This is a genomic window from Mesorhizobium sp. M0140, assembly GCF_040322475.1.
Taxonomy (GTDB): Bacteria; Pseudomonadota; Alphaproteobacteria; order Rhizobiales; family Rhizobiaceae; genus Mesorhizobium.
Genome location: NZ_JAMYTM010000015.1, coordinates 110,960 through 136,678, shown reverse-complemented (window position 1 = coordinate 136,678; position 25,719 = coordinate 110,960). Strand labels below are relative to the sequence as shown.

Here is a 25,719-nt window from a genome sequence, read left to right as displayed (position 1 = left end):
AAACTAAAGCGCGTCGGGACGCGATTTAGGCCATGACAAATCCGGACATCGTCATCATCGGCTCCGGCATTGGCGGCGCCACGATCGCCTCCGGCCTTGCCGGCAGCGGCGCCTCGATCCTGATGCTGGAGCGCGGCGAGCCTTTGCCGGCGACGCCGCACACACGTGACACGCGCTCGATCTTCGTCGATGGCCATTATCGGCCGAAGGAGATGTGGCGCGAAGCCGGCGGTGCCGCCTTCAATCCGGGAAATTACTACTATGTCGGCGGCAATTCGAAATTCTACGGCGCGGTGCTGATCCGCTACCGCAAAGAGGATTTTGCCGCCATGGAGCATTTCGGCGGCGTCTCGCCGGCCTGGCCGTTTTCCTATGACGAGTTCGAGCCCTGGTATTCGAAAGCCGAACAGCTGTTTCGCGTGCGCGGCACGCTGGGCGAAGATCCGACCGAGCCGTTCCATTCGGTCCCCTTCGCCTATAAGCCGGTGCCCGACGAGGCACCGATTGCCCGCGCCCGCGCCGAACTTAAGGGGCTCGGCCTGCATCCCGCCTCGCTGCCGCTCGGTGTCGACATCGAAACCTGGCTGAAGGAGGGCAAGACCGGCTGGGACGCGTTTCCCAACACCGGTCAGGGCAAGGTCGATGCGCAGACCGGACCGCTGACGGCGGCGCTGACCGACCAGAACATTCGGCTCGAGACTGGCGCCTATGTTGAATATCTCGAAGCCTCGGCGAATGGCAAAACCATCGCCGCGATTCACTATCGCCAGAACGGCGAACTGAAGAAGGTGTCGCCGAAGCTGGTCATCCTCTCCGCCGGCGCGGTCAATTCCGCCGTCATCCTGCTGCGCTCGCCCTCGCCCAACAACAGCAAGGGAGATGGCAAAGGCCTAGCCAACCGCTCCGACCAGGTCGGCCGCAATTTCATGAACCACAATTCAAGCGCCATGCTGGCGATCGACCCGCGCCGCCGCAACGATGCCGTCTACCAGAAGACTTTGATGCTGAACGACTATTACCTGTCCGACGGCAAGGGCGGCAAGCCGCTCGGCAACGTCCAGCTTCTCGGCAAGATCGACGGCAACATGCTGCAGGCCAACGTCAAGTATACACCGAAATTCGCGCTCGATTTCATGGCCGGCCATGCCGTCGACTGGTACCTGATGTGCGAGGATTTGCCCGATCCGGAAAGCCGCATCATGGTCGACGGCAAGGACATCGTCATGCAATGGCGGCGCTCCAACATGCAGTCGCTCGACGGGCTGACCAAGGTGATGCGCGAGAATTTCCGCGCCTGCGGTTATCCCATCGTTCTCTCACGCCCCTTCGACAAGCGCACGCCGTCGCACCAATGCGGCACGATAAAGATGGGGGACGATCCGGCGACGGCGGCGCTCGATCCGTTCTGCCGCTCCTTCGATCACCGGAACCTGTTCGTTGTCGATGGTAGTTTCCTTCCGAACTCGGCGGCGGTCAATCCGGCATTGTCGATCGCCGCGCAGGCGCTCCGCGTCGCGGACCACATCCGCAAGACGGACCTCGCCGCATGACCCGCCCCTCCGCCATCGTCACCGGCGGCGCGCGCGGCATCGGCCTTGCCTGCGCCCAGGCGTTGGCGGATGTCGGCTTCGATATTCTGATCGCAGATCTTGCCGAAACAGCCGCTGATGGACTTGCCACCGACATCACCAAGCGTGGCGCGAAGTTCGCCTATGTCCGTTGCGACATCGCCGATCTCGCCAGCCACACCGCACTTGTCGATGCCGCGATGCGCGCCTTCGGCCGTATCGACTGCCTGGTCAACAATGCCGGCATCGGCGCCGTGGTGCGCGGTGACCTCTTGGACCTCAAGCCGGAGAATTTCGACCGCACGCTGGGCATCAATCTGCGCGGCACCGTCTTCCTCAGCCAGGCCGTCGCCAAGGCGATGCTGGCTGCGCCAGGCGATCACCAGAGGTCGATCATCACCATCACCTCGGTCAGCGCCGAAATGGCATCGTCGGAGCGACCGGATTACTGCATCTCGAAAGCCGGGCTTTCGATGTGGGTGAAGAACCTGGCGCTGCGGTTGGCGCCCGAAAACATCGGCGTGTTCGAGGTGCGGCCCGGCATCATCCGCACCGACATGACTTCAGGCGTGACCGCCAAATACGATGCCCTCATCGACAGTGGACTGGTGCCGGCCAAACGCTGGGGCGAAGCATCGGACATCGGTGCGGTGGTGGCGACGCTCGCCGGCGGCAGGCTCGGCTTTTCGACCGGCTCGATCATCAATGTCGATGGCGCCCTCTCCGTGCCGCGACTATAAGTGGACAGTGTCATGACCGACTACATCATCGTGGGCGCCGGTCCGGCCGGCTGCGTTCTGGCCAACCGATTGAGCGAGGATCCGGCAAATTCGGTCCTGCTGCTGGAAGCCGGCGGCAAGGACTGGCATCCCTATATCCACATGCCTGCCGGCTTTGCCAAGATGACCAAGGGTATTGCTTCCTGGGGCTGGTCGACCGTGCCGCAGAGTCATATGAAGGACCGCGTCTTCTGGTACACGCAGGCTAAGGTGGTCGGCGGCGGCTCGTCCATCAATGCCCAGATCTACACGCGCGGCAACGCCCGCGACTACGACGACTGGGAGAAGGAAGAAGGCCTCGCCGGCTGGGGCTATCGCAATGTATTGCCCTATTTCAAGCGCGCTGAGAACAACCAGCGCTACGCCAACGATTTTCACGGTGACCAGGGCCCGCTCGGCGTCTCGAACCCGATTGCGCCGCTGCCGATCTGCGAGGCCTATTTCCGTGCCGGGCAGCAGATGGGCATCCCCTTCAACCCGGACTTCAACGGCGCTGCCCAAGAAGGCGTCGGCTATTACCAGCTGACCCAGAAGGATGCCCGGCGCTCGTCCGCTTCAGTCGCCTATTTGAGGCCGATCCGCGCCCGCAAGAACCTGACCGTCCGAACCGATGTGCTGGTGACGCGCATCGTCGTCCAGAAGGGCCGCGCCATCGGCGTCGAAATTGTCGACAGACCGGGCGGCGAGAAGAAAATCCTGCGCGCCGAGCGCGAGGTGATCGTCTCGTCCGGCGCCATCGGCTCGCCGAAACTCTTGATGCAGTCGGGCATCGGCCCCGCCGACCATCTGAAGTCGGTCGGCGTCACGCCGGTGCACGACCTGCCCGGCGTCGGCTCCAACATGCAGGACCATCTTGATCTGTTCGTCATCGCCGAATGTACGGGCGATCACACCTATGACAACTACGCCAAGCTGCACCGCACGGCCTGGGCCGGCCTGCAGTATGTGCTGCTGAAGAAAGGGCCGGTGGCCTCCAGCCTGTTCGAGACCGGCGGCTTCTGGTACGCCGACCCGACCGCCGCCTCGCCCGACATCCAGTTTCATCTCGGCTTGGGTTCCGGCATCGAAGCCGGCGTCGAGAAGCTGAAAAACCCTGGCGTCACCCTGAACTCGGCTTTCCTGCGTCCGCGTTCGCGCGGCACGGTGCGGCTGAAGAGTGCCGACCCGGCCGACCACCCGCTGATCGATCCGAACTATTGGTCCGATCCCTATGACCGCGCCATGTCGATCAAGGGGCTGCGGCTGGCCCGCGAGATCATGCGGCAGAAGGCACTTGCCCCTTACGTGCTGCGCGAGGTGCTGCCCGGCCCGTCACTCGCCAGCGACGACGAGCTGTTCGACTATGCCTGCCGCAGTTCCAAGACCGACCACCATCCGGTCGGCACCTGCCGCATGGGCCATGATGATATGGCTGTCGTGACGCCGGATCTGCGGCTGCGCGGCATCGAGGGCCTGCGCGTCTGCGACGCCTCGGTGATGCCGCGCGTGCCTTCATCCAACACCAATGCGCCGACCATCATGGTCGGTGAAAAGGGCGCCGACCTGGTCCTTGGCCGCGAGCCGCTGCCGCCGGCGGTGTTTTCCGGAAACCGGGCTGCTTAGCCACTGAGGAGTAAGACATGATCAGGCACTGTGTTTTCGTCAAGCTGCGCAACGATGTCGACGCCACCGAGCGCACGGCGATCCATGCCGATCTCGAGGCGCTGCGACAGGTGATCGACGGCATGGACGCAGTAAAATTCAGCGCCAATGTCAGCCCGGAGCCGTTCGCACGCGGCTTCACCCACGGCTTCACCATCGATTTCCGCGATGCTGCCGCGCGCGATGCCTATCTTGTGCATGAAGCGCACCAGCGCGCCGGCGCGCGCCTGTTCGCTGCCCTGGAAGGCGGCACGGACGGACTGCTGGTGTTTGATCTCGAAATCTAAACCTACCCTCAAGCCACGATCGAGTTCATCGACAGATGGCACCGGTCGGTCTCATCGCACCTTCCGCCATTCCTGCGGGCGTTCGATCAAATGAGCCACGCGAAAACGTGACCACCGGTCTTCCCTGAACTGGCCGATAATTCCCCCCATCGATGATGATGGAGGAAGATTTGCCCCTTAATTCGCAGCAGAAGAAGACCGTCCTTGCCTCATTCCTGGGCTGGACGCTCGATGCTTTCGATTTCTTCCTTCTGACATTCCTGCTCACCGATATCGCGACCGAATTCCACGCCGACGTGCCCGCGGTCTCCAAGGCGCTATTCCTGACCTTGGCGACACGCTTCATCGGCGCGTTCTTCTTCGGCATGCTTGCCGACAAATACGGGCGCAAGCCGATCCTCATGCTCAACATCGTCAGCTATTCGGTGATTGGCGCGCTGGCCGCCTTCTCGCCCAATCTCGGCATATTCCTCGCCCTGCGTGCTTTGTTCGGCATCGCCATGGGCGGCGAATGGGGGCTTGGCAGTTCGCTGGCCATGGAGTCCATTCCGCCGAGCGCACGCGGCATGGTCTCCGGCATCCTGCAATGCGGCTATCCGGCCGGCTATCTGCTGGCGGCGGTGGTCTATGGTCTGCTCTATCAGCAGACGATCGGCGGCTACACGATCGGCTGGCGTGCCATGTTCCTGCTCAGCTTCGTGCCGGCGCTGATCGTGCTCTTCATCCGCTCGCATGTGCCGGAATCGCCGGCCTTCGTCGAAGCGCAGAAGACCGCGAGACCGGGCATGTGGGAAACCCTGCAGAAACACTGGGGCGTCGCGCTCTATGCCGTCGTGCTGATGATGTTCTTCAATTTCTTCAGCCATGGCACGCAGGATCTTTATCCGACCTTCCTGAAGAAGCAGCATGGCTTTGATCCGCACACAGTGAGCTGGATCACCATCGTTGCCAATATCGGCGCCATCGTCGGTGGCCTGGCATTCGGCGCGCTGTCGGAGAAGATCGGCCGCGTCAACGCCATCACGCTGGCATGCCTGATCGCCTTGCCGTCCATCCCGCTATGGGCCTACTCGACCACGCCGTTCATGCTCGCCATCGGCGCCTTCGTCATGCAGGTCGCGGTCCAGGGTGCCTGGGGCGTCATCCCCGTGCACCTCAACGAGCTTTCGCCCGGCGCGGTGCGGGCGACCTTGCCCGGCTTTATCTATCAGGCGGGCAATCTCGCCGCGTCCTATGGCGGCCCCTATCAAGCAGGAATCGCTGAAAGCGCCGGAGGCAGCTATGGCTATGCCCTGGCGCTGTTCGCAGGCGTGGTCGCCGTCTGCATCATCATCGTCATCCGCTTCAGCCCGGAACGACGTGGCCAGGTGATGACGGTCCTGACCTGAGCGGCGCCTAACCAAGCCTCAGTGCGACGACGCCGGCCACGATGCTGAGCGCGGCAGCACCGCGCCAGCCGGTCATTTTTTCGCCGAGAGCGAAGACCGAGATCATCATGGCAAACAGGATCGAGGTTTCACGCAGCGATGCCACCGAAGCGATCGGCGCCTTGGTCATCGCCCACATGACGATCCAGTAGGCGGCACCGCTGAGCACGCCGGTGAACAGCCCTGCCTTCCAGTCGCGCGCCAGCACCGGCAGCGCCTTCGGCCCGCGGAAGATGAGGCACAGCACCAAGGCGCCAAAAGCATCGCAGATGAACAGCCAGGCTGCATAGCTCTGCGCGGTTGCCGCCAGCCGCGCGCCGCTACCGTCGGACAGCGTGTAGCTGGCGATGAAGATAGAGGTGCCCAGCGCGAAGCCGACCGCGCGCAGATTGAGCTTCTCCAGATGCGCGCCGCCGCGAAACGACATCACCAGCGTGCCGGCCGACAACAGGAAGATGCCGAGCATGGCGAACGGGCCGGGGATTTCGGCAACGACGAACATGCCTCCAAAGGCCGAGAGCAGAGGTGCTGTGCCCCGCGCCAGCGGATAGGTCTGTGCGAAATCGCCGGCCTTGTAGGCGCCGATCAGGAACGTCCGGTAGCCCATGTGGAAAATGACCGAGGCGATGATGTAGGGCCACACTTCCGCCTTCGGCACTTCGACGAAAGGCAGCACCACGAGGGCCGCAGCGCCCATGCCGAGCGTCATCAGCGTGATCGACAGGAAGCGGTCGAGATGGACCTTGACCAGCGCGTTCCAGATCGCGTGCATGGCGGCGGCGGCAAGCACTGCGAAGAAGACGAAAAGCGTCATGTGGCAATTCCGGGCGTTTCCAGGTCGATGTCGACCCGTAGCGGAAAATGATCCGACGCAACCTCGCCGATGTCGGCACTGATCGAACGCACCCGCCCGGCGAACACGCCGCCGACGAAACAATGGTCGAGCCGGCGCTTTGCCAGCTTGCCGTCGATGGTCTTCACATGGGTGTGGAAGTCCGGAACCGGCTCCCCGGCAACGGCGGCGGCATCGACGAAACCATCAAGATAGGCGGCACCCCGATGGTAGGGCGTGCTGCCGACGATGCGGCGATATTCGGCGCTGCCCGGCTCCATGTTGAAATCACCCATCCAGATCGCCGCCAGCGGGTTTTCCGGTTCCGCTTCGCCGCTGGTCCAGTTGCGCGTGGGCTCGTCGTCGACGCCGCTCCACGGCCCGCCATCGGACGGTGCCCGGCGATGCTCGGCCAAGAGATAGTCGATCTGCTCCAGCCGCTCCTCGGCCGCGATGTGGGCGAGATGCAGCGACAACACCCGCACCGGCCCTGCCGGCGTGCGGATCATGCATTCAAGCGCGGCGTTGCGGGTGTTGAGCGGCCGCTGCGTGCGGCGCATCGGCAGCGCATGCAGCCGCGACCAGACGATCGGCAGTTTCGACAGCACCATGGTGCCGAACTGGCGGCGCCGATTGACCAGACGGCCGTCGCGCCTTTCGCTGGCATCCATGTCGAAGGCCGGGCCGTAAACCCAGTGATGTTCGGGCAGCAGACGGGAAAGCAGCTCCGGCTGATCATCGAAATTGCTGCGCTGCCAATTCCGCTCCACCTCTTGAAGCGCAATGATGTCGGCGCCGGCAACGATGCGCGCGGCGCGCGAAAGATCGTAGCGGCCGTCGCCGCCGAACCCGTACTGGATGTTGTAGCTGACCAGCTTCATTGCTTATCCGGCTCAATTTCGTGTTGGCAGTAGCGGTTCGATGCCACGGTTGCAATGTGCAGGAGAATGGACGTGGCTTGGACCAGCCTTGCTTCACCGGGATCATGCACCGATCCCGAAGCACTTCGGTATCTTCCGTGCGCCGGAAAACGGCGTGCGATGCCTTATGTATTCAGCGGCTGGAACCGGCCGGGTGGCGACGCCGCCAGTTCGGTCCAGTCGATCTCTTCCTCAAGGCGATGATAGGCTTCGTCGCCAATCGTCCCGTTGCGGCGCAATTCCTCCAGCGCGTCGCGCTGGCTCTTGATCGCATAAAGACGCAAGCGGTCATATTCGGTCGCTGCCTGGGCATCGTCGGGATTTTTGGCGATCTTGCGTTGAGCGGCATATTGCTCGCGCACCGCGGCCGCCGCGTCCGATGTCTTGCCGCCCAATATGTCGAGCGCGGCCTGCATGACCACGACGCGTGCCTGCGCAACCTCGCGGTCGACCGTTTCGTCAGGGTCGAGATTTAGCAGGCGCAGCAGCGGCTTCAGGCTCATGCCTTGCAGCACCAGCGTGCCGAGCACGACCGTGAAGGCAGCGAGCACGATCGGGTCGCGGGCCGGGAATTCAGCCGGCAGGGCGAATGCCGCCGCAAGCGTCACCAAACCGCGCATCCCGCACCAGCCGATCAGCACGCCGCCCCGAAACGACGGAGCGTCACGCTGACGATCAGCTCCGCCGGAACGGTCAAACCACCTGATGATCGCGCCGCACCCCAGCACCCAGATGAGGCGTGAGACGATGACGATGGCAAGCACTGTCCCGGCCAGGACGAACGCATCGGTCTGCCCCTGCCCGGCAAGCCGGCCGACGATCGTACGTGCCTGCAGGCCCATCAGCACGAAAGCCAGGACATTGAGCACGAACACCGCCGTTTCCCAGACCGAATAAGAGCTGATGCGGTTTCTGGCCGGCATGCGGCGCGGCGCGGTGCGGGCGATCGTCATGGCATAGACGACTATGGTGATGATGGCCGACAGTCCGATCCTGTCGGCCAGGATCCAGACCCCGAATGTGCCGGCAAATTGCACCACGGTGCCGCTCGCCGGGTCCTCGATCCGGCCCAGCGTTATCAGAGACACCCGGCCAAGCAGGTAGCCGGCCGCAAGACTGCCGAGCGTGGACAGCAGGATCATCGGAACGGCGCTGCTCAGCAGAATGGAACCTGCTGCCGCCGAAATCGCCATCCGGTAAATCAGCAACGCGGTGGCGTCGTTGAGCAGGCTCTCGCCCTGCAGAATGGCAGTGATGCGGTGCGGCACCTTGAACTGGCCAAGCACGGCCGATGCCGCAACCGCATCGGGCGGCGCCACGATGGCGCCAAGCGCTATGGCTGCGGCGATCGGCAGGCCTGCCATCGCCCAGCCGGCCAGCGCAACCGTCGCTGTCGTGAAAAGGACGGCGCCAAGCGCCAGCAGCACAAGCGGCACCCTGTAGCGGTTGAGATCGCGCAGCGAGGTATCATAGGCGGCATCGAGCAGCACCGGCGCGATGAACAGGGCTAGCGCCAGTTCCGGATCGATCTCTATGGTCGGGACGCCAGGCACGAAGGCGATGGCCACCCCTGCCAGCGCCAGCAAAGAGGGATAGGGAACCTGCACGCGCCGCGACAGCGCCGTCAGCGCAACGGCGATCAACAGCAGAACGAGTGTCAGTTCGAAAAGCGCCATGGCCTGTTATAGCCGGGAAGCGAGACGCTGGCAGTGGCAAAGCGGCTGGAAACTGTTGATTGGCCAGCAAGCTCGAGCCGATGGGAATATGCCTCGAATTGCCTTCCGCCGATGCCCTGCCAAATCGACAAATGCGCCGACCGCACTGACATCGAAATCACCGATAGAGGGCTCGCTTAAACCCTGCATTGCAGCCCATGCCACGCGGACGGAAGCATCCTCCCGTCTTCGCAGACCGGGATGCAGCCATTCATTTTGAACAAGCGCATCAGCCTAGTGAAGCACCAGCATATCGCTCGACGAGAACGAGATCTCGGCCTTTTCACCGACTGCGGGGGGCGGTGTCGCCGGGCTGTTGAAGGTGTCGAGCGAGACCGTGTTGCCGCCGATGCCGACACGAACCCGGATGACCGAGCCGAGGAAATGCACCTCGGATATCTCTCCCGAAAGGCTGGAATCGCGGCCGGGCTGTCGTCCGAGCGAGATTGCCTCAGGCCGCAACGCCAGCGACAGCGTGTCGCCTGACTTGGAACCGTTGAGCTTGCCCTTAAGCGAGACCTGTTCGGAATTGACCCGCACCGTGCCTGCAGCCGCATCGGTGACGGTGCCTTCCAGCACGTTCAGCGTGCCGACGAAATTGGCGACAAACTTGGTCGCCGGGCGGTTGTAGATCTCGAACGGCGTGCCGACCTGCTCGGCCTTCCCGCCATACATGACGGCGATGCGGTCGGAGATCGACAGCGCCTCTTCCTGGTCGTGCGTCACGAAAATGGTTGTGATGCCGAGCTTCTTCTGGATCGAGCGGATTTCCTCGCGCAGCGACACACGCACCTTGGCATCGAGCGCCGACAGCGGCTCGTCGAGCAGCAAGAGCTTCGGCTTCGGCGCGATGGCGCGGGCCAGCGCGATGCGTTGCTGCTGGCCGCCCGAGAGCTGGTAGGGATAGCGATCCGCCATCTGCGGCAGCTTGATGATGCCGAGCATCTCGGCGACGCGGGCATCGATATCGGCCCTCGGCATGCCGGCGACCTTCAGGCCGAAGCCGATATTCTGCGCCACGGTCAGGTTCGGGAACAGCGCATAGGCCTGGAACACCATGCCGACATTGCGCTGGTTGGGCTTCAGCCTCGTAATGTCCTTGCCGCCGACGACGATCGTGCCCGCGCTCGGCTCCTCGAAACCGGCGACCATGCGCAACACGGTGGTCTTGCCGCAACCGGACGGACCGAGGAAGGAGACGAATTCACCACGCTCGACGTCAAGATTGAAATCCTCCACGACCGTGGTGGCGCCGAAGGATTTTCGAACGTGCTGGATGGAGAGGAAGGGGTCGGCCATGGCGTTCTTCTTTCGATCAGTACTTTTCGATCAGTTGGGACGGTTCGCGGATCTCGGCGCGAAGCGGGACAGTATCTGGATCAGCGACATGCAGCCCCAGGTGATGGCGAAGGCGATGATGGCAAGTGCCGCCGGCTCATAGGCGCGGTTGGCACCAATATTCTGCAGATAAGGGCCGAAGGCAGGCCGGTTGAGCAGGCTGGCCATGGTGAATTCGCCGATGACGATGGCGAAGGTGAGGAAGGCGCCCGAGAGCACCGCGATCAGCACGTTGGGCAGGATGACACGGGTGATGATGGTGCCCCAGCCAGCCCCAAGGATCTGGGCCGCTTCCGTCAAAGTGCGCACGTCGATTGTGCGAAGCCCGGTGTCGACGGCGCGATACATATAGGGCAGCGCCAGTGTCGCATAGCCGATGACCAACAAGGCATTGGTGCCTGTATCGGTCGCCAGAAACGGCAGCGGCGAATTCGACCCGTACATTCTGATGTAGCCGAAGACGATGACGATGGCTGGGATAACCAGCGGCAGCAGGGTAATGAACTCGACGATCGGCCGCAATTGCGGCAGCCGAAGCCGGATCCAATAAGCGGCGGGCACCACGATCAGCACACCGAGAATGATGGTGAAAACGGCGGCCAGTACCGAATAGCCGAAGGTGGCCTGGAAACGGGCGTCGCCCAATACGACCTTGTAGGCGTCGAAGGAGTACTCCCCGCGCCGCATGCGCATCGAGAACTCCACGGTCGCGATCAGCGGGATGAAAAAGTAGGCCGCGCCAAGAGCGAAGACGAGCCAGGCCCAGAACTTTCCCGACTTCATTTCAGCCACCTCTCGGAACGGGTCCGGAACCAGATGTAGAACACATTGGCAAGACCGGTGATGACGATCATGCCGAAGGCGATGGCATAGCCGAGATGGGCATTGTGCAGCACATCTCCACGGATCTGTGCATAAAGCAGGATCGGCACGATGTTGAGCGACGAGCCGGTCAGCGCATAGGCGGTGGCGATGGCGCCGAAGGCGTTGGCGAACAACAGGATTACGGTGCCGAGGAAACTCGGCCAGATCACCGGAATGACCACCATGCGCCAGTACTGGGACATGGTCGCGCCCAGCGTCGCGGCTGCCTCGCCCCATTCCTTCTTCAGCCCGTCGATGGCTGGCACGATGATCACCACCATCAGCGGTATCTGGAAATAGACATAGGTCAGTGTCAGGCCCCAGAATGACAGGATGTTGAAGCCATGCGCGTAGATGTTAAGGCCGAACACGGTGTTCAGGATCACCGTCGCAAGGCCGAGGCGGCCGAGCGTGGCGAGGAAGGCAAAGGCCAGCGGCACGCCGGCAAAATTGGAGGCCACGCCGGAAAACGTCAGTGTCGCCGAACGTATCCAGTCCGGCAGGCCACCGCGCACGATGGCAATGGCAATCGCCAGGCCCGCGAATGCGCCAATCAGCGATGAAGCAAGACTGATCTTGATAGAAATCCAGTAGGCGGCAACGATGGACGGTTGCGCCAGCGCTGCGATGTTTTCGAGAGTGAATTCGCCGGCATCGTTCTGGAATGCACCCAGCATCAGATAGAGCGTGGGCAGGATGAGGAACATGATGGCGAAGATGAAGAACGGTGCAACGCCAAGCCACTGGGTCGGCAGCCGCATGCTGCGTGCCTCGGCGGGAGGCGCGGTCTTCCCGGTAACAGCGTGGTCGGACAATGAGATATCGGTCATGCGCCGGCTACCGTCTTCGAGAGAAGGACCGGGCGGCCCCGAGGCCGCCCGGCATGGTGTGAGTTACTTGACGTTGGCGCCGACGACGGCATCCCAGTTCTTGGTGATGGCTTCCTTGGACTTGCCCTGCTCGTCAAGCGTCGGGAACACGGCGGAGGCATAGGCTTCGGCCGGCGGCAGCTTGGCGAGGATGTCAGCCGGGATCTTGCCGTTCTTGGCGAGATCGTTGAAGCGGATCGGGTGGCAATAGCCTTTCAGCCAGCCGATCTGGCCTTCGTCCGAGTAGAGGTATTCGAGCCAGAGCTTGGCTGCATTCGGATGCGGCGCGTAGGCGCTGATCGCCTGCACATAGACACCGGCGACAACACCGGTCTTCGGCACGACGACGTCGACGGGCGGATTGCCCTTCAGCGTGTCGCGGCCGGCGAGCGCGTTGTAGTCCCAGGTGACGAGGATCGGGGTCTGGCCCTGGGCTAGCGTCGCGGCCTTGCCGATGACCGGCACGAAATTGCCGGCGGCATTGAGCTTCTTGAAGAAGTCGAGGCCCGCGGTGCCGGCAGCCTCACCGGCGGCGGCGCCTGACGACAGGCCGGCGGCATAAACCGCCTGGATCGCCTGGTTCGAGGCACGCGGATCACCGGCAAGGGCTACCGAGTTGGCGAATTCCGGCTTCAGCAGGTCGGCCCAGTCGGCCGGAGCTTCCTTGACGAGGTCCTTGTTCACCTGGAAGGAAAGCACGCCGTAATAGTCGCCGGTCCAGAAGCCTTCGGCATCCTTGGCGCTGTCGGGGATCGAGTCCCAGGTCGACACCTTGTAGGGCTGGATCAGGCCATCGGCCTTGGCGGTCGGACCGAAGGACAGGCCGACGTCGATGACGTCAGGCGCCTGCGGGCCCTTGTTGTCTTTGTTGGCCTTGATCGCCTCGATCTCGTCGCCGGAACCGGCATCGGGATTGAGTTCGTTGACGGTGATTTCCGGATACTTCGCCTTGAAGCCGGCGATGACGTCGCCGTAACCGCACCAGTCATGCGGCAGCGCGATGGTGGTGAGCTGGCCTTCCGCCTTGGCGGCCTTGACGAGATCGTCCAGCGAATCCGCGGACGAAATCACCGTCGACGCGAAAAGCGCCGCGGCCGAAAGGGAAAGCACTTTCCCCGTGAATTTGAACATGTGTTCTCTCCGTTGAACTGACGCCGTTGGACGCCTGCGATGCGGTATCGTTTTCATGTGACAGCCAGATGAAAGCTTTGTGAAAGCGGCTGCTCGCAGTGCGAAAAAGTAAACTCTTTTTAACCTGATGTAGCAATCGCTTCGGGATTCTTTTTCCGGCTAACTAATTTCTGCCTTGGCCGTCATCCTCCCCCTTTGTTTTCATAGCCCCTTTTCAGATCACTTTGCGTGCGGAAAACGCCTCAGACCGTGCCGGCGATGGCGTTTTCGAGCAAGGTCAGCGCCGCCTTCTTGGTCAGCTTGACCGGGTTGCCGCCGGCGGTCGGATCGACCACCGCCATGTCGGCGATCAGCGCCTTACGTTTCTTGTCCATGTCGAGCCCCTTGATAAGGCCCGGCAGCGCATGCGGCACCTTCAATTCCTTGCGCAGCTTGATGATGGCTTTGGCGAAGCCGTCGAAGCCGCCCTTGATGCCGCAATAGGCGGCGAGCCGGCCAATACGCTCCTCGATGGAGTCCCGGTTGAAGGCCAGAACATAGGGCATGAACACCGCGTTGGTCATACCGTGATGGGTGTCGTAGAGCGCGCCGACAGGGTGCGAAAGCGAATGGATGGCACCGAGCCCTTTCTGGAAGGCGGTGGCGCCCATGGCAGCGGCGCTCATCATATGGGCGCGCGCAACGAGATCCCTGCCGTTGGCATAGGCCTTGGGCAGGTTCTCGAAGACCAGCCGGACACCTTCGACAGCAATGCCGTCGGCCATCGGATGGTAGCCGGGCGCGCAATAGGCTTCGAGGCAATGGGCCAGCGCATCCATGCCGGTACCGGCGGTGATGAAGCCCGGCATGCCGACCGAAAGCTCCGGATCGGCAATGACGATAGCCGGCAACAATTTGGGATGGAAGATGACCTTCTTGGTGTGCGTGGCCTCATTGGTGATGACGCCGGCGCGGCCAACCTCCGATCCGGTCCCGGCGGTGGTCGGCACGGCGATGATCGGCGCGATGGCATCCGAGTTGGCGCGCGTCCACCAGTCGTCGACATCCTCGAAATCCCACACCGGCCGCGTCTGCCCGGCCTGGAAGGCGATCAGCTTGCCAAGATCGAGCGCCGAGCCGCCGCCGAAGGCGATGACGCCGTCATGCTTGCCCTTCTTGAACACGGCGATGCCGGCGGTCAGGTTGGATTCGACCGGGTTCGGCCTGACCTCGGAGAAAACGCCGTAAGGGACCTTCGCATCGTCGAGGATCTTCAAGGTCGAGGCGACGACCGGCAGTTTCGCCAGGCCCGGATCGGTGACGAACAACGGCCGCTTGATGCCGGTGGCCGTCAATACCTCGGGCAATTCCTTGATGCGACCGGCGCCGAAGCGGACGGTGGTGGGATAGTTCCATTTGGAGATCAGCTTGGACATTTTTGTCTTTCAATAAATCAGATGGCTTCGCGCAGATGGAAAGATTTCGGCCGGGTCAGATTATCGTAGCCGATGGCCGACAAGCCCGCACCCTTGCCGGTGTCCTTGACGCCGGTCCAGACCAAGGCCGGGTCAAGATAGTCGCAGCGGTTCATGAACACCGTGCCGGTTTCGACGCGGTTGCCGATCGCCACCGCATGCTCGGTATCGCGCGTCCAGATCGAAGCGGTCAGCCCGTAGGGGCTGTCGTTCATCAGCGCGATCGCCTCTTCGTCGTTGCGCACCTTCATGATGCCGACGATCGGGCCAAAGCTTTCCTCACGCATGACGCTCATCTGATGGTCGACTTCTGTCAGCACTTCCGGCGCCAGATAGGGCGAACCCGCCTTGTCGTTAGCCACCTTCATATTGATGTGCGCCTTGGCACCCTTGCGCAGCGCTTCGGCCTTCTGTTCGCGGATCAGGTCGGCGAAGCGCGCCTGCGCCATCGGTCCCATCGTCGTCGCCTGGTCGAGCGGGTTGCCGACGACATAGTTCTTGGTCTCGGCGATGAAGCCTTCGACGAATTCGTCATAGACCTTCTCGTGCACGTAGACACGTTCGATGCCGCAGCAGCACTGGCCGGAATTGTAGAAGGCGCCGTCGACCAGATTGGCGACCGCATGGTCCATCTTGGCGTCGGGCAGCACATAGGCCGGATCCTTGCCGCCAAGTTCGAGGCCGAGCGTCATGAAGGTCCCGGCCGCGGCCTTTTCGATGGCACGGCCGCCGCCGACCGAACCGGTGAAATTGACATGGTCGATCTTGCCCGAGCCGAGCAGTTTCTCGGTCTGGGCATGGTTGAGCACGACATTCTGGAATACGCCCTTGGGCAGGCCCGCTTTGTCGAAAGCCTGCTGAAAGCGCTCGCCGACCAGCAGCGTCTGCGCCGCATGCTTGAGGACCACGGTGTTGCCGGCCATCAGCGCCGGCACGATGGTGTTGACGGCGGTGAGGTAGGGATAGTTCCACGGCGCGATCACCATGACCACGCCAAGCGGATCCTTCTTCACATAGCGACGGAAGCCGTCCTTCGGGTTGGAGGCCGGCACCGCCTTGAGCGCCGCCTCGGCGATCTCGACCATGTAGGTGGTGCGCTCCTTGACGCCACCGAACTCGCCGCCATAACGCACCGGGCGCCCCATCTGCCAGGCGATCTCCGGCACGATCTCGTCGGTCATCGCGACCAGCGCTTCCAGCATGGCCAGCATAAACTTGCCGCGCTCGACGATCGGCGTCTCAGCCCACTTCTCCTGCGCCGCCTTGGCACGCTCGACCGCGGCGTTGATCGCTTGGTCGGTCGCGATCGGCCGCTCGGCATAGATCGAGCCATCGATGGGGGATATGAGTTTGACCGTTTCGGTCATTTTGGAAGTCCTCGCATTCTACAACAAAGGGCTGACGCTGCCCCTAATCCGCCTGCCGGCACCCCTCCCCGCATAGTGACGGGGAGAAGGATGGAGCTCCAGCGTCTTCGCCTCCTCTCCGTTTTCTTCACACGGAGAGGAAGGGTAAGGGACGGCGCCGACGGCGCCGACGAACAGTCGATAACTAGTACCGCTCGAACCCTCTGTGCAGTTCCCAATCCGTAATGCGGCGGTCGTATTCGAACTGCTCCCACTTTGCGGTGTGGACATAGTGTTCGAGCACATCCTCGCCGAGCGCCTGCCTCAGCATCTTCGACTTCGCCAGCGTCTCGGTCGCATCGCGGAGCGTCTTCGGGATCTCCGGCAGGCGCGATGCCTGATAGGCATCGCCGACGAACGGCTTCTGCAATTCCAGCTTCTCGTCGATGCCCGCGAGGCCTGCGGCGATCAGCGCTGCGAACGCAAGATACGGATTCAGATCGGCGCCGCCGATGCGGCATTCCATGCGGATGCCCTTGGTGCCCTCGCCGCACAGGCGGAAGCCGGCGGTACGGTTGTCCTCGCTCCACATGATCTTAGTCGGCGCGAAGGTGCCGGCCTGGAAGCGCTTGTAGGAGTTGATATAGGGCGCCAGGAACCAGGTGAATTCCTTGGCGTATTTGAGCTGGCCGGCGGCCCATTGCTGGCCAAGCGTCGACAGCGTCCAGTCGGCCGTCTTGTCGAAGAACAGCGGTGTCTTGCCGTCGGCGCTCCACAGCGAATTGTGGATGTGGCTGGAATTGCCGGCGAGCCCGTAATTATACTTGGACATGAACGAAATCGCCTTGCCCTCGGACTCGGCGATTTCCTTGGCGCCGTTCTTCAGGATGACGTGGCGGTCGGCCATGTCGAGCGCCTCGGCATAGCGCACATTGATCTCTTCCTGGCCCGGACCCCACTCGCCCTTGGAATTTTCGATCGGGATGCCGGCCGCTTCCATCTCATTGCGAAGCCGGCGCATGACGCCTTCTTCCTTGGTGGTGATGCCGATCTGGTAGTCGCCGATATAGGGCGATGCGGTGTCGAGACCCTGCCAGTGCTTCTTTCGGGCAGAATCGTATGTCTCGTTGAACAGATAGAATTCGAGCTCGGAAGCGAAATAGCCGATATAGCCGCGCTCGCTCAGCCGCTTGACCTGCTTCTTGAGGATGGCGCGCGGCGAGTGCGGCAGGTCATCATGGGTGTGGTGGTCGAGCACGTCGCAGATCACGAGTGCGGTCTTTTCCAGCCAGGGAATGCGCCGCAGCGTGGCGAGATCCGGCTTCATGACGAAATCGCCATAGCCCTTCGACCAGCTCGCGGCCTTGTAGCCCGGCACCGGTTCCATATCGATGTCGGCCGCCAGCAGATAGTTGCAGCCATGCGTTTCGTCATGCGCGGAATCGATGAAGTACTGCGCCAGGAAGCGTTTTCCCGCCAACCGTCCCTGCATGTCGACGATGCAGGCCAGCACGGTGTCGATCTCACCGCTGGAGACCGCTTTCTTCAACTGATCGAACGAGAAATTTCCGGCCATTCCTTTGGCACTCCAGCACTTGTCGATTGAAAGGGATAAACGTAGCCATGGCCGGCGCGAGGCCGGCCATGGCCATATAGGGCGATATCAGGCGCCAGCTTCGCCGATAGCCACCTCGGCTGCCCTGATCGCGGCCTGGCGTTTGGCAATCTGGTCACCGATCGGCGGACCCTGGAAGCGGCGGTTCTCGAAACCGAACCAAAGCACGGCGGTCAGCAAGATGAAGCCTATGGTGATGTAAAGCACCTTGTCGTTCGGCGGCTGGATGGCGATGTAGAAGATGATCACCATGCCGACAATCGACAGCGCACAGAAGAGCTTGAACAGTCCGGCGCCCAGGTTCCACGGGCCAGGATTGGGCCACTTGGCCGTGCCGAATGCGACCATGCCGAGTGCGATCGGGATGGTGAACGACAGGAACAGGAACACCAGCGTCGAATTGACGACGATGGTGTAGATGTTGGTGCCGCCGATCGAAATAAACTGGGCAAGGAACACATAAAGGATCTCGAGGATCGCGGCCGTCCAGATCGCATTGACCGGCGTGCGCCAGGTCGGGTTGACCTTGGCGAGAGCCGCGGAGCCAACAGGCATGCCGCCGTCGCGAGAGAAGGCGAACAGCATGCGCGAAGCCGAGGTCACGGTGGCGAGGCCGCAGAGGAATTGCGAGATCAGGATTGCAAAATAAAGCAGTTCCTTCAGCCACACCGGCAGGATTGCATCCATTGTCGAGAAGAATACGCTCCATCCCTGCTTGGCGCCGGCAGCCAGGTCCGGGATCGCGAGAACGATTGCGCACAGCATCACCCAGCCGATCAGCGACGACCACAGCACCGACGAAACGATCGCCCGCGGGACGGAGTGTGCTGCCTTGACGGTCTCCTCGGAGGTGTGGGCCGAGGCGTCATAGCCGGTGATGGTATAGACGGGCAGAAGCAGGCAGAGCAGGAACAGGTAGCTCATGGAGTCGGTTTGCGGAAAAACACCGCCGCCCGCATCGCCTGAATAGTTGGTGAACGTCCACAGCCGGCTGATGTCGATTGCCGGTGCGAACACCAGGCAGGCCACGATCAGCACTGCTGTTGCGCCCAGGATAAGAAAGCCCGAAGCATCGGTGAGCATTGCCGTCAGTTTGATGCCGAAATGGTTGAACAGCGCCTGCAGCACGGTGATGAAGGCGACGAACCCGACGATTTCGCCCGGCGTGCCGGTGATGCCAAACCAGCTTCCGAACGTTCCAACGAAGAAGAAAGCGGTGCCGATGTTGATGGCGCCGAGCACGGTGATCAGGCCGAACAGGTTTAGCCAGGCCGTCAGCCAGCCGGTGAAGCGGTTGCCGAGGATCGACGACCAGTGATAGAGGCCGCCGGCGGTCGGAAATGCCGAGGCGATCTGCGCCATGGCAAGGGCGAAGAAGCCCGACACGCAGCAGCCGACGATCCAGCCGATGCCCGCACCTGCGCCGCCGATCGACGATGTGGCTTGCGCGAAGGAGTTGATGCCGCCCGAAAGGATGCAGATGATCGAGAACGATATCGCGAAATTCGAGAAGCGGCTCATGCTTCGCGACAGTTCCTGGGCATAGCCCATGCCATGGAGAACCTTCAGGTCCTCCTTCTTGTCAACGTCCGTATAATCCGGTCCTGCCATTTTCATTCCCCTGTGGTTCTAATTGGCCGATTGAACTGACTTTCCGACTGAATGCGATCTGGAATATCCGGCCTCCTCTGGCTCCAGATCCGAAAAAATGCCCGTGAGCAGATCCGCCCATTTCCGCTGCCCGGTCTCGCCGGCGATTTCGTCGTTGCGGATTTCGATCATCGCGCAGGGCAGGCCACGCGAGCGCGCATGCCGTTCCAGCGTGAAATAGACGCGGTCAACAGGTGAATACGGCTCGTTGACGCCGACGGTGACGCCGGCAAGCCGCTTCAGCGCCGATATCAGCGGCGCCGCCAGCCGGCGATCCTCGTCGTGGATGATGCCGATATGCCAAGGCCGGCTCATGGACTTGTAGACCGGCGTGAAGGAGTGGACCGAAACCAGCCGGGTTTGCTGACCCTGTGACAGCCTGTTGTCGATGATACCGGCAATCGTGTTGTGGAACGGCTGCCATGACAGGGCAACACGCGCCGCCCGCTCGCTCTCCGACAGGCCGGCATTGCCCGGTATGGCCGTTGTCTCACTGACCGGCGGTACCAGGTCGGGCGCGTCGAGTGGCCGGTTGCAGTCGATGACAAGGCGAGAAATACGAGTTTCCACCAGCGTCGCGTCGAGCGCCTGCGCCATGCGGCGGGCAACCGGCAGCGCGCCGGGATCCCAGGCGATGTGACGGGACAGGTCCTCGGCGGCAAGGCCGAGCGTACCGAATTCGGCCGGCAGGAAGTTCGAGGCGTGATCGCAAGTCAGCACGAAAGGGCTCGATCCGCCGGGGTTCGTCACCCTTACGGTATCAGACGATGCAAGGCTGGCGGGCCGTGCTTTCTCCATACTGTGCCGTCCCCGGGGAGCGCTGTATCGTATGTTACGTATTTTGCCTCATTGCGTCCCTGTGGATGATTTCATACAGTTTGTCCGGCTTTGTCAAATGCGATCTCGGAAAAGGCCTTCGGCCGGGCCAGGGGTGGGGAAAACATGATTTCCAGCATTGCCGAACTGATCGCCGATCGCCTCGGCACGATGCCGGCCGGCGAACGGCGCGCGGCCCAGACACTGATCGCCAACTATCCGATGATCGGCCTGAAAACGGTCGCTGAATTCTCGGCCGCGGCGGGCGTCTCCTCGCCGACGATCCTGCGTTTCGTCGCCCGGCTGGGTTTTCAGAACTATCCGGAATTCCAGTCGAGCCTGCAGGACGAACTGGCGGCGCAACTGCAATCGCCGGCGACAAGGACGCTCAATCCGCCCTCGCCTGGTGGTGGGACGGTGTCGCCGATGCTGGAAGCGACGCTCGACAACATGCGCGAGACGTTCAGACACCTGTCCGACAGGCAGCTTGCCGACATCGCCGCCCGGCTAGCGGACCGGCGCGGCAAGACCTTCCTGATCGGCGGCCGCTTCACCGATCCGCTGGCGCGCTACATGGCCGCCCACCTCGCTGTCATCCAGCCGGATGTCTTTCACCTCGCCGGGCAGGAGAGCATGTGGCGCGACCGATTGATCGACATGGGCAAGCGCGACGTGCTGGTGATCTTCGACATCAGGCGCTACCAGGACAGCCTCGTCCGCTTCGCCGAAAAGGCGCATCAGCGTGGCGTCCAGATCGTGCTGTTCACCGACCAGTGGCTGTCGCCGATCGCCCGCTTTGCTCGTCATGTTATCGCCGGACGAACCGCGGTGCCGTCGGCATGGGACTCTTCGGCTGCCCTTTTCGTCGTCGCCGAAACGCTGATCGGCGCCGTCACCAGGCAACTGGAAGCAGAAGGCGCCAAACGCATTCGCGAGATGGAAAGTCTGCGTTAGTGCCTGTGTGATGATCCAAAGCGTTATGCATATTTTCTCAACGTTACATATATTTAATGTGCGCAGCCCCCGGAGAATTGTCATAAAGACGCGATATCGAGGCGGCTTCTTTGCCTTACAATAGCCTCGCTGCGTCTGCTTCATTTCGGGAAACCGGTAGACGGAAGGATTGTTTTACCAACCGGAGTGCCGATGGCCGCCTGGAAACAGATACTTTTTGCACTTGTGGTGCTGGTGGTGGCGGCAGCCGCCTGGCTGCGCTTTTATCCCGGCGCGCCGGACGTGCTGGCACGCTGGGGCATCGACTGGGCCTCCGCGGCAACGCCCCCGGCTGAGACCGGCGCCGCCAACGCGAAGCAGTCAAACGGCCGCAATAGCGGCAACCAGCGGGTGAACGTGGTCGCCCTTGCGGCCACTTCGGCTGTTATCAACGACCGCCTGCAGGCAATCGGCACCGGCCGTGCCAACGCCTCGGTGGCCGTCAATCCCTACAGCTCCGGCCGCCTCGCCGAACTGCTGGTCGAATCCGGCAGCCATGTCGATAAGGGACAGATTCTCGCCACCCTGGATTCCGAGACCGAAGTGATCTCTCAGGACCGCGCCAAGCTCGCCTTGCAGGATGCGCAGGCCAAACTCGACCGTGTCAGGTCGCTTCGTGCCTCCAATGCCGCGACACCAGTCGCAGTGGCTGACGCCGAGGTGGTGCTGGCGGGCGCCAAGCTGGCGCTTCAGGATGCGGAACTCGCACTGCAGCGCCGGTCGATTCTGGCGCCGATCGCCGGCACCGTCGGCATCCTGCCGATCTCGGCCGGCAATTATGTCACCAACCAGTCGGCCATCGCCACGCTCGACGACCGGTCCTCGATCCTGGTCGACTTCCTGGTGCCCGAGCGCTTCGCTGCCGCCGTCAAGATCGGTGCACAATTGACGGCGACGCCGATCGCCAATCCCAGCAATGCTTATAGCGGCACCGTTTCGGCCATTGACAACCACATCGATGAAAAGAGCCGCACCCTGCTGGTCAAGGCCAAGATCGCCAACCCGGCGGATTCACTGCGCGCCGGCATGTCGTTCGGCATCACCATGAAATTTCCGGGGCAAACCTATCCGGCCGTCAGCCCGCTGGCGATCCTGTGGGGGGCGGACGGCGCCTATGTCTGGCAGATCGAGGACGGCAAGGCCAGGCGGGTCCCGGTGCGCATCGTACAGCGCAACACCGAGACCGTGCTGATCGACGCCGAGATCGACAATGGCGACATGGTGGTCACAGAAGGCACCCAGAGCGTCAGCGAGGGCGGCGCGGTCCGCCTCGCCGGCGAAGAGCAGCGCGCCGCGGACGCCGCCGCAGGCACATGACCAGCCCCGCCAACACTGCCAGCGAGACCGGCTTCACCGCCCTGTTCATCCGCAGGCCGGTGATGGCCTTCGTGCTGAACACACTGATTGCGGTCGCCGGCCTGGCCGCCTTCTACGGCGTCGAGATCCGCGAACTGCCGGACGTCGATCGCGCGGTGGTCACCGTTTCCACCACCTTCGAGGGCGCGGCGGCCGAGACCGTCGATCGCGAACTGACCGACACCATCGAGGGCGCCGTCGCCCGCGTCTCCGGCGTCAAGTCGATCTCGTCGTCTTCCTCATTCGGCTCGAGCCGCGTCACCATCGAGTTCAACGATGGCGTCGATCTGAATGTCGCCGCCTCGGACGTGCGTGATGCCGTCGGCCGCGTCGCCAACCAGATGCCGGACACCGCCGATCCGCCGCGCATCGTCAAGGCCGACGCCAATTCCGACGCGGTGATGCGACTGGCGGTGACCTCGGACAACATGTCGATCCAGGACATGACCGTGGTGGTCCAGGACCAGATCGAGGACGAGCTGGCCGCCGTGCCCGGCGTTGCCGACGTTCAGGTCTATGGCGACCGCGACAAGATCTTCCGCATCGATGTCGACCAGAACAAGCTGGCCAGCCTCGGCTTCACGGTCGCCGACCTCAGGGCCGCCCTTGCCTCGGTCGCCTTCGATTCCCCCGCCGGTTCGATCACCACGACCAACCAGGACCTGATCGTCCGCACGACTGCCGACGTGACCACGCCTGAAGAGTTCGAAAACATAATTGTCGGCGGCACGACGCGCATCCGCGATGTCGCCACCGTCACGCTCGGCCCCGACGTCGGCCAGACCACGTTGCGCTCGGACGGCAAGACCGGCATCGGCATCGGCATCATCCGCCAGGCGGAATCGAACACGCTGGACATCTCGACCGGCGTCCAGGCCGCCGTCGCCAAGCTGCAGGAAAACCTGCCCGAGGGCATGTCGATCAAGATCACCAGCGACGACGCTGTCTTCGTCAAGGGGGCGGTGCACGAGGTCGAGATCGCGCTCGGCCTGTCCGTCACCATGGTGCTGATCGTCATCTACATGTTTCTCCTCGACTGGCGTGCGACGCTGATCCCCGGCCTGTCGATGCCGGTCGCCATGATCGGCACCATCGCCGCCATCTATCTGGCCGGCTTCTCGGTCAACATCCTGACCCTGCTCGCGCTGGTGCTGGCGACCGGTCTGGTCGTCGACGACGCCATCGTCGTGCTCGAAAACATCGTGCGACGACGCAACGAAGGCATGGGGCCGCGCGCCGCCGCCGTGCTCGGCGCGCAGGAGGTGTTCTTCGCCGTCATCGCCACCACCTTGACGCTGGTCGCCGTCTTCGTGCCGATCTCGTTCCTGCCCGGCCAGACCGGCGGCTTGTTCCGCGAATTCGGCTTCGTGCTTGCCATGTCGGTGCTCTTGTCCTGCGTGGTGGCGCTGACGCTGTGCCCAATGCTCGCCTCGCGCATGCTGACCAGCGCATCGCTCCACCACGAAGGTGGCCATGGCATCGGCGCCCGCATCGGCGGCGCGCTCAATACGGCCTACAAGCGCAGCCTGCACGCCTGCCTCGACGCGCCATGGATCGTGCTTCTGGTCGCGGTGCTGTTCGCCGGCACCGCCTTCACGCTGTTCGGCACCATCCGCCAGGAGCTGACGCCGACCGAGGACCGCGCCGCCGTGCTTCTGCGCATCAGCGCCCCGCAAGGCGTCAGCCTCGACTACACAACGCAGCAGATGCAGAAGATCGAGAGACTGATCCAGCCGATGCGCGATTCCGGCGAGATCCGCAGCACTTTCGAAAATGCCGGCCAGAACGGCTCCTACAACTCCGGCTTCATGGTGATGACGCTGGCGCCGTGGAACGAGCGCAGCCGCAGCCAGCAGGAGATCATGGCCGAGATCAGCCAGCTGACCAGGCAGGTGCCGAGCGTGCGCATCTTCCCGGTGCAGCCCAACAGCCTCGGTATCCGTGGCGCCGGCAACGGCCTGCAGTTCGCGCTGGTCGGCAACGACCGCAAGGCACTCGGCGATGCCGCCGTGAAGATCATCGCCGAGATGCAGAAGGACCCGCGCTTCCAGACACCGCGCCTGTCGATCGACCCGACGCAGCCGCAGCTAGCCGTGGCCATCGACCGCGAGCGCGCCTCCGACCTCGGCATCGACATATCAGGACTGGCCAACACCTTGCAGGCCATGCTCGACGGCAACGACGTCGTCGACGTCTACATCGCCGACCGCAGCTACGGCGTGAAGCTGGTCTCGACCACCAATCCGATCAACGATCCGACGGATCTGGAAAACATCTTCCTGAAAACAGCCGACGGACGTTTCGTGCCGATGTCGACCATCGCCACGCTGACCGAACGCGCCGTGCCACCGTCGCTGTCGCGCGAACAGCAGCAGCCCTCTGTGGCGATCACCTCCAACCTCAGCGGCGACTTCGCGCTTGGCGACGCGCTCACCCGCGCCGAGCAAATCGCCACACCGCTGCTGCCGCCAGGCAGCCGCATCCTGCCCCTGGCCGAGGCGGCGACGCTAGGCGAGACCAACAGCGCCATGGTCACCATTTTCGGCTTCGCGCTGGTCATCATCCTTTTGGTGCTGGCCGCCCAGTTCGAAAGTTTTGTCAGCGCCGTCATCATCATGGCGACGGTGCCGCTCGGGCTGGCCTGTGCGATTTTCGCGCTTCTCCTCTCGGGCACCAGTCTCAACGCCTACAGCCAGATCGGCCTGGTGCTTTTGGTCGGCGTCATGGCCAAGAACGGCATCCTGATCGTCGAATTCGCCAACCAGTTGCGCGACCGCGGGCTTGGCGTGCGCGAGGCGATCGAACAGGCCTCGATCATCCGCGTGCGGCCGGTGATGATGACGATGATCTGCACCGTGCTCGGCGGCCTGCCGCTGGTGCTGGCGAGCGGCGCCGGTGCCGAGGCGCGCGTCGCGCTCGGCTGGGTCATCGTCGGCGGCCTGGGGCTGGCCACCGTCTCGACGCTGTTCCTGACGCCGGTCGCCTATCTCCTGCTTGGCCGCTTCGTCACGCCGAAGACCCACGAGGAAGCCCGGCTGAAGCGCGAGTTGGAGGAAGCCGCCTACACCAATGTGGAGCCGGCAGAATAGAAATTCCAGGAAAGTGTGTAGCGGTTTTT

20 protein-coding genes are annotated in these 25,719 nt (G+C 62.9%); 8 read left to right on the top strand and 12 right to left on the bottom strand.

Going from position 1 to position 25,719, the window contains the following annotated elements:
- The first annotated feature begins 32 nt into the window (after positions 1-32).
- From NKJ37_RS17285 to NKJ37_RS17265, 5 genes are all read left to right on the top strand, one after another.
- Positions 33-1,550 carry a GMC oxidoreductase gene (locus tag NKJ37_RS17285; protein ID WP_352774449.1) on the top strand — a complete coding sequence of 506 codons (1,518 nt, stop codon included), beginning with the start codon at positions 33-35 and terminating at the stop codon, positions 1,548-1,550.
- Complete coding sequence (locus tag NKJ37_RS17280) at positions 1,547-2,308, top strand: 3-ketoacyl-ACP reductase (protein ID WP_128303139.1); 762 nt, start codon at positions 1,547-1,549, stop codon at positions 2,306-2,308. The genes NKJ37_RS17285 and NKJ37_RS17280 overlap by 4 nt, the downstream gene beginning before the upstream one ends.
- Before the next feature lie 12 nt (positions 2,309-2,320).
- Positions 2,321-3,949 carry a GMC family oxidoreductase gene (locus NKJ37_RS17275; protein WP_352774447.1) on the top strand — a complete coding sequence of 543 codons (1,629 nt, stop codon included), beginning with the start codon at positions 2,321-2,323 and terminating at the stop codon, positions 3,947-3,949.
- 17 nt (positions 3,950-3,966) lie between these two features.
- On the top strand, positions 3,967-4,275 hold the full coding sequence (locus NKJ37_RS17270) for a Dabb family protein (RefSeq protein WP_352774445.1): 309 nt from the start codon (positions 3,967-3,969) through the stop codon (positions 4,273-4,275).
- Between the two features lie 152 nt (positions 4,276-4,427).
- Positions 4,428-5,663 (top strand): MFS transporter, encoded by a 1,236-nt coding sequence (locus tag NKJ37_RS17265; RefSeq protein ID WP_031212831.1) that lies wholly within the window; start codon positions 4,428-4,430, stop codon positions 5,661-5,663.
- A gap of 7 nt (positions 5,664-5,670) precedes the next feature.
- On the opposite strand, the gene NKJ37_RS17260 is transcribed toward NKJ37_RS17265, so the two are convergent.
- From NKJ37_RS17260 to NKJ37_RS17205, 12 genes are all read right to left on the bottom strand, one after another.
- Positions 5,671-6,516 (bottom strand): EamA family transporter, encoded by an 846-nt coding sequence (locus NKJ37_RS17260; RefSeq protein WP_013529691.1) that lies wholly within the window; start codon positions 6,514-6,516, stop codon positions 5,671-5,673.
- On the bottom strand, positions 6,513-7,415 hold the full coding sequence (locus tag NKJ37_RS17255) for an endonuclease/exonuclease/phosphatase family protein (RefSeq protein WP_023810095.1): 903 nt from the start codon (positions 7,413-7,415) through the stop codon (positions 6,513-6,515). The genes NKJ37_RS17260 and NKJ37_RS17255 overlap by 4 nt, the downstream gene beginning before the upstream one ends.
- A 164-nt stretch (positions 7,416-7,579) precedes the next feature.
- Entirely contained in the window at positions 7,580-9,130 is a 1,551-nt protein-coding gene (locus NKJ37_RS17250; RefSeq protein WP_023810096.1) for a cation:proton antiporter, read from the bottom strand.
- Positions 9,131-9,403: 273 nt separating this feature from the next.
- Entirely contained in the window at positions 9,404-10,468 is a 1,065-nt protein-coding gene (locus tag NKJ37_RS17245) for an ABC transporter ATP-binding protein (protein WP_023810097.1), read from the bottom strand.
- 30 nt (positions 10,469-10,498) lie between these two features.
- Positions 10,499-11,290, bottom strand: a complete 792-nt coding sequence (locus NKJ37_RS17240; protein ID WP_023759707.1) for an ABC transporter permease — start codon at positions 11,288-11,290, stop codon at positions 10,499-10,501.
- A complete protein-coding gene (locus NKJ37_RS17235) occupies positions 11,287-12,201 on the bottom strand; it encodes an ABC transporter permease (RefSeq protein WP_023810098.1) in 915 nt (304 codons plus the stop codon). The genes NKJ37_RS17240 and NKJ37_RS17235 overlap by 4 nt, the downstream gene beginning before the upstream one ends.
- 63 nt (positions 12,202-12,264) lie before the next feature.
- On the bottom strand, positions 12,265-13,371 hold the full coding sequence (locus NKJ37_RS17230; protein ID WP_127290572.1) for an ABC transporter substrate-binding protein: 1,107 nt from the start codon (positions 13,369-13,371) through the stop codon (positions 12,265-12,267).
- Between the two features lie 242 nt (positions 13,372-13,613).
- A complete protein-coding gene (locus tag NKJ37_RS17225; RefSeq protein ID WP_023810100.1) occupies positions 13,614-14,786 on the bottom strand; it encodes an iron-containing alcohol dehydrogenase in 1,173 nt (390 codons plus the stop codon).
- 17 nt (positions 14,787-14,803) lie between these two features.
- Positions 14,804-16,192 (bottom strand): aldehyde dehydrogenase family protein, encoded by a 1,389-nt coding sequence (locus tag NKJ37_RS17220; RefSeq protein WP_023810101.1) that lies wholly within the window; start codon positions 16,190-16,192, stop codon positions 14,804-14,806.
- A 184-nt stretch (positions 16,193-16,376) separates the two neighbouring features.
- Positions 16,377-17,747, bottom strand: a complete 1,371-nt coding sequence (locus NKJ37_RS17215) for a glutamine synthetase family protein (RefSeq protein WP_352610298.1) — start codon at positions 17,745-17,747, stop codon at positions 16,377-16,379.
- Positions 17,748-17,834: 87 nt separating this feature from the next.
- Positions 17,835-19,397, bottom strand: coding sequence for an amino acid permease (locus NKJ37_RS17210; RefSeq protein ID WP_023810103.1), 1,563 nt, complete (start codon positions 19,395-19,397; stop codon positions 17,835-17,837).
- Between the two features lie 18 nt (positions 19,398-19,415).
- A complete protein-coding gene (locus NKJ37_RS17205; RefSeq protein WP_352774444.1) occupies positions 19,416-20,234 on the bottom strand; it encodes an N-formylglutamate amidohydrolase in 819 nt (272 codons plus the stop codon).
- 144 nt (positions 20,235-20,378) lie between these two features.
- Between NKJ37_RS17205 and NKJ37_RS17200 the strand changes: the two genes are divergently transcribed.
- The 3 genes from NKJ37_RS17200 to NKJ37_RS17190 all read left to right on the top strand — a co-directional run bounded on the left by NKJ37_RS17200 (position 20,379) and on the right by NKJ37_RS17190 (position 25,690).
- Positions 20,379-21,206 carry a MurR/RpiR family transcriptional regulator gene (locus tag NKJ37_RS17200; protein ID WP_023810105.1) on the top strand — a complete coding sequence of 276 codons (828 nt, stop codon included), beginning with the start codon at positions 20,379-20,381 and terminating at the stop codon, positions 21,204-21,206.
- 192 nt (positions 21,207-21,398) lie between these two features.
- Complete coding sequence (locus tag NKJ37_RS17195; protein ID WP_023810106.1) at positions 21,399-22,562, top strand: efflux RND transporter periplasmic adaptor subunit; 1,164 nt, start codon at positions 21,399-21,401, stop codon at positions 22,560-22,562.
- Positions 22,559-25,690, top strand: a complete 3,132-nt coding sequence (locus NKJ37_RS17190) for an efflux RND transporter permease subunit (RefSeq protein ID WP_023810107.1) — start codon at positions 22,559-22,561, stop codon at positions 25,688-25,690. Before NKJ37_RS17195 ends, NKJ37_RS17190 begins: the two co-directional genes overlap by 4 nt.
- The last annotated feature ends 29 nt before the right edge of the window (positions 25,691-25,719 follow it).